Below are 7,441 nucleotides of genomic sequence, written 5' to 3'. Positions count from 1 at the left end.
GCCCCGGGGAGGTCCCCGGGGCCGCCGCCCTCACGCGCGTACCGACTTAGCTGAACGAGTCGCCGCAGGCGCAGGAGCCCGTGGCGTTCGGGTTGTCGATGGTGAAGCCCTGCTTCTCGATGGTGTCGACGAAGTCGATCGACGCGCCGCCCAGGTACGGGGCGCTCATGCGGTCGGTGACGACCTTGACGCCGTCGAAGTCCTTCACGACGTCGCCGTCGAGCGAGCGCTCGTCGAAGAACAGCTGGTACCGCAGGCCGGAGCAGCCACCGGGCTGAACGGCGACGCGCAGGGCCAGGTCCTCGCGGCCTTCCTGGTCGAGGAGGGCCTTGACCTTGGCCGCGGCGGCGTCGGACAGGAGGATGCCGTCGCTGACAGTGGTCTTCTCGTCCGATACGGACATCTGCTTCTCTCCCGGTGTGTACGGAGACTGCTTGCCGACGGTTGCAACCGACGGTGCCCCGGATTCATTCCGGGCCGAGTGGGGTCTTCCCTCTTTCATGCTCGCACACCCTGACCAGGAACCACGGACTGCGAATTCGTCACATCGACACTATGGCCATCGTCATCCTGACGTGAAGCGGTTATGATAGATAGCGTCATTTCGACGAAAAGCGTTTCCCGAAGACCCCGAAGAAAGGGTGCGTGACGTGACCACCGCCCAGCCCCTGGATGTGCAGCCGACGCCGCTCGCCCTGCTCCTGCTCGGTCGCGAAGCCGACCCCAAGAGCGAGCGCGGCGTGGAGTGTCCCGGCGATCTGCCGTCGCCCTCCGACCCGGACCTCGTGGAGCGCGCCCGCGCCGCGAAGGAGAAGCTCGGGGACAAGGTCTTCGTGCTCGGCCACCACTACCAGCGCGACGAGGTCATCCAGTTCGCCGACGTGACCGGCGACTCCTTCAAGCTCGCGCGCGACGCCGCCGCGAAGCCCGAGGCGGAGTACATCGTCTTCTGCGGTGTGCACTTCATGGCCGAATCGGCCGACATCCTCACCGGTGACGACCAGAAGGTCGTCCTGCCCGACCTCGCGGCCGGCTGCTCGATGGCCGACATGGCCACCGCCGAGCAGGTCGCCGAGTGCTGGGACGTGCTGACCGAGGCCGGCGTCGCCGAGCAGGTCGTGCCCGTCTCCTACATGAACTCCTCGGCCGACATCAAGGCCTTCACCGGCAAGCACGGGGGCACGATCTGCACCTCGTCCAACGCCGAGCGGGCCCTGGACTGGGCCTTCGAGCAGGGCGAGAAGGTGCTCTTCCTGCCGGACCAGCACCTGGGCCGCAACACCGCCGTCCGCGACATGGGCATGTCCCTCGACGACTGCGTGCTCTACAACCCGCACAAGCCCAACGGCGGTCTCACCGTCGAGGAGCTGCGCGCCGCCAAGATGATCCTCTGGCGGGGCCACTGCTCGGTGCACGGACGCTTCTCGCTGGACTCGGTGAACGACGTCCGCGAGCGCATCCCCGGCGTGAACGTGCTCGTCCACCCCGAGTGCCGGCACGAGGTCGTGGCCGCCGCGGACTACGTGGGCTCGACCGAGTACATCATCAACACCCTGGAGGCGGCCCCGGCCGGTTCCAAGTGGGCGATCGGCACCGAGCTGAACCTCGTCCGCCGGCTGGCGAACCGATTCGCCGACCAGGACAAGGAGATCGTCTTCCTCGACAAGACGGTGTGCTTCTGCTCGACCATGAACCGCATCGACCTCCCCCACCTGGTGTGGACCCTGGAGTCCCTGGCCGAGGGCAACCTCGTCAACCAGATCCAGGTCGACAAGGAGACGGAGAGCTTCGCCAAGCTCGCCCTGGAGCGGATGCTGGCGCTGCCGTAACGGTTCTCCCCGGATACGCCCGAAGGGCGCCCCGCTCGGTGCGGGGCGCCCTTCGGCGTACACACGGCGTCTAGACGTCCAGGGCGTCCAGCAGGGCCGCGTCCGTGTCCGTGTTCGCGTCCGTCGGCTGCTCCGGGATCTCCGCGCCGCCCTTCTTGGCCGCCTTCTTCTTCGCGCGGCGCTCCTTGCGGAGCTCCACCATCGCGTAGAGCGTCGGGACGAGGAGCAGGGTCAGCAGCGTCGAGGTGATCAGACCGCCGATCACCACCACGGCCAGCGGCTGGGCGATGAACCCGCCCTCACCGGTGATGCCGAGGGCCATCGGCAGCAGGGCGAAGATCGTCGCCAGGGCCGTCATCAGGATCGGGCGGAGACGGTGCCGGCCGCCCTCGATCACCGCTTCGACGACGCCCAGGCCCTGCGCCCGGTACTGGTTGATCAGGTCGATCAGGACGATCGCGTTGGTGACGACGATGCCGATGAGCATCAGCATGCCGATCATCGCCGGGACGCCCATCGCGGTGCCCGTGACCACCAGCAGACCGATCGCTCCCGTCGCCGCGAACGGGATCGAGACCAGCAGGATCAGCGGCTGGATCAGCGACCGGAAGGTCGCCACGAGCAGCATGAAGACGATCGCGACGGCCGCGAGCATCGCCAGGAACAGGTTGAGGAAGGCCTCGTTCTGGTCCTCGGAGACACCGCCGATGGTCGCGGTGGCGCCCTCCGGAAGGTCGAGCGCGCTGATCTTCGACTGCAGGGAGGCGCTCACCGCGCCGGTGTTGTCACCGACCGGCTTGGCCGTGATCGTCGCGGCGCGCGCCCCGTCGATCCGGGTCATCGAGACCGGGCCGGGGACCAGCTCGACGGTCGCGATGTCGCCCAGCTTCACCGGGCCGAGCGGCAGCGCCCTGAGCGCGGCCAGGGTGGTCGCGGGGTGGGCCGAGGTGATGAGGACGTCCCGCTCGCTGTCGTCGAGGATCGCCTTGGCGGCCGGGGTGCCCCGGACGGACTGGGCGACGATCGCGCCGAGCGAGGTGGTGTCGAAGCCGGCGTCGGCCGCCTTGGCGTTCGCCTTCACGGAGATCCGCGGGACGGACTGCGACAGGTCGCTCTGGACGTCGGTGACGTCCTTGAGCCCGGCGATCGCGGACCGGACCTGGTCGGAGGCCTTCTTGAGGACCTCCGGGTCCGCGGCCTTCACGACCACGCTCAGATCGCCCGAGCCGAAGCCGTCGCCCGCCGCGATGGTGGTGTCGCCGATGCCGTCGAGGGCGCCGAGGCCCTTCTCGATGGCGTCACGGGTCTTCTCGTACGCGGCGGAGTCGTCCAGGCTCACCTTGTACGAGGCCTGGTTGGAGCCGGTGCCCCCGCCGAACGCCGCCATGAAGCCCGAGGAGCCCACGGTGACCTGGTAGTCCTTGACGCCCTCGGTCTCCGCGAGGACCTTCTCGATCTTCTTCGCGGCCTCGTCCGAGGCGCTCAGGCTGGTGCCGGGCGCCAGCTCCTGCCGGATGTTCAGGACCTCCTGCTCGCCCTGGTCGAAGAAGTTCGTCTTCAGGAGCGGGGCCATGCCGAAGGTGGCGACCAGGACGACGACGGCGATCGCCAGGCTCGTGAGCCGGCGCCGGGTCGCGAACCGCAGGACCGGCACGTACAGGCGCTGGAGGCGGCTCTTCTCCTCCTTCTCCTCGGCGAGCCTGCGCGCCTCCGCCAGGTCCTCCGAGGTGCCCTTGGGGGCGCGCAGGAACCAGTACGACAGCACCGGGACCACGGTCAGGGAGACCAGCAGTGAGGCGAGCAGGGCCGCCGTCACCGTCAGCGAGAACGAGCCGAACAGCTCGCCGATCATGCCGCCGGTCAGACCGATCGGCAGGAAGACGGCGACGGTGGTGAGGGTCGAGGAGGTGACGGCGCCCGCCACCTCGCGGACCGCGGTGAGGATCGCGGACTGGCGCTCCTCGCCGTAGCCCAGGTGACGCTTGATGTTCTCCAGGACCACGATCGAGTCGTCGACGACACGGCCGATGGCGATGGTGAGCGCGCCCAGCGTCAGCATGTTGAGCGAGAGGTCGCGGGTCCACAGCACGATGAGCGCGAGGACGACCGAGAGCGGGATGGAGACCGCGGTGACCAGCGTCGAGCGGATCGACGCGAGGAAGACCAGGATCACCAGGACGGCCATGACGAGGCCGAGCGCGCCCTCCGTGGTCAGACCGGAGACGGCCTTGGCGACGGCCGGGCCCTGGTCGGAGACCACGGTCAGCTGGGCGCCGGCGCCGAGGTCGCGGCGCAGCTCGGGCAGCTTCTCCTCGACGGCGTCGGAGATGGCGACGGCGCTGCCGTCCTTGTCCATGGTGGCCATGACGGCGAGGCTGGGCTTGCCGTTCGTCCGCGTGAGGGAGGTGCGCGGCGACTCCTCCTGCCGCACGGTGGCGACGTCGCCGAGCCGGACCGCCTTGCCCTGGCCGGGGACGGCCGCCGGGATGCGGAGGTCCTCGATCTGCCGCAGCGAGGTGTAGCCGCCGCCGACCTGGATCGTGCGGGACTTGCCGGCCTCCGAGAAGGCACCGGCCGGCATCGTGGCACCGCCGGAGCGGAGGGCCTCGGCGAGCTTCATGGAGTTCAGTCCGGCCGCGGCGAGCTTGCGCTCGTCCGGGGTGACGGACACCTGGAGGTCCTGGACGCCGCTGACGGAGACCTGGCCGACGCCCTCGATGTCCTGGAGGGCGGGCACGACGGTCCGCTCCAGCTGGTCGGCGAGCGCCTGCGGGTCCTTGTCGGAAGCGGCGGCGAGGACGACGGTCGGCATGTCGTCCGTCGAACCGGCGATCACCTGCGGGTCGACGGAGTCGGGCAGCTGGGCGCGGGCCCGGTTCACCGCCTGCTGGACGTCGGCGACCAGCTGCTTCGTCGACTCGTCGCCGTAGTCGAAGGAGGCCATGACGACGGCCATGCCCTCGGAGGCCGTCGAGGTGACCGACTTCAGGCCGTCGACGGCCTTCAGATTGTCCTCCAGCGGCTCGACGACCTGCTTCTCGACCACATCGGGAGAGGCGCCCTGGTAGGGGGCGAGGACCGAGACCATGGGCAGCTCGATCGAGGGGAACAACTGCTGCTTCAGCTGCGGGATCGCGATCGCGCCGAACACGATCGCGACAATGGACATCAGCCCGATCAGGGCCCGTTGCGCGAGGCTGAATCTGGACAGCCAGGACATGGGGTCTCTCTTCTGTGGCGTACTCGTCGACTGGCGGGCACACCGCGGCACCCCCCACCTACACGATCAGCGATCCACGCCGAGAAGTCCTCGGCCCCCGGGTCCACTTCCTTATCCCGCGCATACCGCGTCTGGAGTACGCGCTCACTCCACCCGGGGGCGTACGAGACCCGACTCGTAGGCCGTGACCACCAGCTGGGCCCGGTCGCGGGCCCCCAGCTTGGCCATGGTGCGGTTGACGTGCGTCTTCACGGTCAGCGGGCTGACGTCGAGCCGCTCGGCGATCTCGTCGTTCGAGAGGCCTCCCGCGACGAGCACGAGGACCTCCCGCTCCCGTGCGGTGAGCGCGGCGAGCCGCGCGGTGCGGGCGCCGCCGCCCGCGCCCACGGTCTCCGCCCCGGCGCCCTGCGCGAGGAAGGTGGCGATCAGCCCCTTGGTGGCGGCCGGGGAGAGCAGCGCCTCGCCGGCGTGCGCGATCCGGATCGCGCCGAGGAGCTCCTCCGGTTCGGCCCCCTTGCCGAGGAAGCCGGAGGCCCCGGCGCGCAGCGACTGCACGACGTACTCGTCGACCTCGAAGGTGGTCAGCATGACGATCCGCACGTCGGCGAGCTCGGGATCGGCGGTGATCGTCCGGGTGGCGGCGAGGCCGTCGGTGCCCGGCATGCGGATGTCCATGAGCACGACGTCGGGCCGGGTGGCGCGGGCGAGCGCGACCGCCTCGGCGCCGTCCGGCGCCTCCCCCACGACCTCCATGTCGGGCTCGGAGTCCACCAGGACCTTGAAGGCGCTGCGGAGCAGGGCCTGGTCGTCGGCGAGCAGTACGCGAATCGTCATGCGTGGTCCTCCCCCGTGCGGGACGTCACCGGCAGTATCGCCTGCACGCGGAAACCCCCGCCGTAGCGGGGGGCGGCGGTGAGGGTGCCGCCGAGCGCGCCGACCCGCTCGCGCATGCCGAGCAGGCCGTGGCCGCCGACGGGGGGCTGCTCGGCGGCCCGCGGCGGGTCCGTCCCGGGCGTGCCGTTGTCGAGGACGGTGATCTCGACCGTACGGCCCACCCGGACGACGCTCACCTCCGCCTTCGCGTCCGGACCGGCGTGCTTGCGGACGTTGGTCAGGGCCTCCTGCACGATCCGGTACGCGGCGAGGTCGACGGTCGCGGGGAGCGTCAGGCCCTCGTCGGCGCGGGCCAGGGCGATCGGGAGGCCGGCCTTGCGGAAGCTGTCGAGCAGCCCGTCGAGGACGGCGAGGCCGGGCGCGGGCTCGGTGGGGGCCTCCGGGTCGCCGGACTGGCGCAGCAGGCCGACGGTGGCGCGCAGCTCGTCCAGGGCGGAGCGGCTGGCCTCGCGGACGTGCGCCAGGGCCTCCTTGGCCTGGTCGGGGCGCTTGTCCATCACGTGGGCGGCGACCCCGGCCTGGACGTTCACCAGGGCGATGTGGTGGGCGACGACGTCGTGGAGGTCGCGGGCGATCCGGAGCCGCTCCTCGGCGACCCGCCGTCCGGCCTCCTCCTCGCGGGTCCGCTCGGCCCGCTCCGCCCGCTCCCGGATCGCGTCGACGAAGGCCCGGCGGCTGCGGACGGCGTCCCCTGCGGCCGCCGCCATCCCGGTCCAGGCGAAGACGCCGAGGTTCTCCTGCGCGTACCAGGGGGTCGGCCCGAAGGCCATGGCCGCGGCGGTCAGCACGGCCATCGTCGCGAGGCCGACCCGCCAGGTGGTGGGCCGGTCGGTGCGCGAGGCCACCGTGTAGAGCGCGACGACGGCGGCCATCGCGATCGGGGCCGGGCGGTTGTCGTTGACCAGCTCGACGAGGCTGACCGTGACGGTGAAGGCGAGCACGGCGAACGGGCGGCGCCGGCGCATCACGAGCGCGGCGGCCCCCAGGACCATGATCAGCACGCTCCACGGGCCCGGGCTGCGGTCCCCGAAGGTCGGCCCGTCCGGGCTGCCGTGCGGATCGGTGAAGGACCCGGCGATCATGCAGACGAGCGCGCCGGCGGCGATCGTGGCGTCGAAGGCGAGCGGATGCGCGCGGAACCAGTCGCGGAGACGGCTGTAGAGGGTGCCGGGGGCGGGGCCGGGGCCGGAGGGGGTCACGGGGGACAACGGTACGGGTCGGCGCGGTGGCGCCGGGGGCTGCGGGCCGCCCGTTTGTGGGCCCGCGGGCCGCCGTTGTGGGCGCACGCCCGCCCCGTTGTGGGCCCGCGCCCGCCCCGTTGTGGGACCGCGCCCGCCCCGTTGTGGGACCGCGCCCGCCCCGTTGTGGGCCCGCGCCCGCCCCGTTGTGGGCCCGCGCCCGCCCCGTTGTGGGCAATCGTTCCGCTGGGGCGGAACGGGTGGGCACAACGGAACGGCGCCCCTTGCCGGGCCCAGGCTCCCGCGCCCTGACCCGCACC

General features: G+C 71.4%; 5 protein-coding genes. 1 reads left to right on the top strand and 4 read right to left on the bottom strand.

What is annotated here, in order from left to right:
* Window positions 1–46: 46 nt before the first annotated feature.
* The gene (locus ACFV2S_RS37725) at window positions 47–403 is read right to left on the bottom strand and encodes an iron-sulfur cluster assembly accessory protein (RefSeq protein WP_015033024.1); all 357 of its coding nucleotides are present in this window, start codon (window positions 401–403) and stop codon (window positions 47–49) included.
* A 238-nt stretch (window positions 404–641) separates the two neighbouring features.
* On the opposite strand from ACFV2S_RS37725, the gene nadA reads away from it, so the two are divergent.
* Window positions 642–1,829 carry a quinolinate synthase NadA gene (gene nadA / locus ACFV2S_RS37720; protein WP_365218511.1) on the top strand — a complete coding sequence of 396 codons (1,188 nt, stop codon included), beginning with the start codon at window positions 642–644 and terminating at the stop codon, window positions 1,827–1,829.
* Between the two features lie 70 nt (window positions 1,830–1,899).
* Here the strand turns inward: nadA and ACFV2S_RS37715 are convergent, their stop codons facing one another.
* The 3 genes from ACFV2S_RS37715 to ACFV2S_RS37705 all read right to left on the bottom strand — a co-directional run bounded on the left by ACFV2S_RS37715 (window position 1,900) and on the right by ACFV2S_RS37705 (window position 7,142).
* Complete coding sequence (locus tag ACFV2S_RS37715) at window positions 1,900–5,049, bottom strand: efflux RND transporter permease subunit (protein WP_385570826.1); 3,150 nt, start codon at window positions 5,047–5,049, stop codon at window positions 1,900–1,902.
* 144 nt (window positions 5,050–5,193) lie between these two features.
* The gene (locus ACFV2S_RS37710) at window positions 5,194–5,883 is read right to left on the bottom strand and encodes a response regulator (RefSeq protein ID WP_385570823.1); all 690 of its coding nucleotides are present in this window, start codon (window positions 5,881–5,883) and stop codon (window positions 5,194–5,196) included.
* The gene (locus ACFV2S_RS37705; RefSeq protein ID WP_385570820.1) at window positions 5,880–7,142 is read right to left on the bottom strand and encodes a sensor histidine kinase; all 1,263 of its coding nucleotides are present in this window, start codon (window positions 7,140–7,142) and stop codon (window positions 5,880–5,882) included. The genes ACFV2S_RS37710 and ACFV2S_RS37705 overlap by 4 nt, the downstream gene beginning before the upstream one ends.
* Window positions 7,143–7,441 lie beyond the last annotated feature (299 nt).

It is taken from the genome of Streptomyces sp. NPDC059695, assembly GCF_042733785.1.
In the GTDB taxonomy this organism is placed as follows: Bacteria; Actinomycetota; Actinomycetes; order Streptomycetales; family Streptomycetaceae; genus Streptomyces.
Note: the sequence above shows the minus strand (reverse complement) of the source record. Positions and strands in the feature narration are given on the sequence as shown.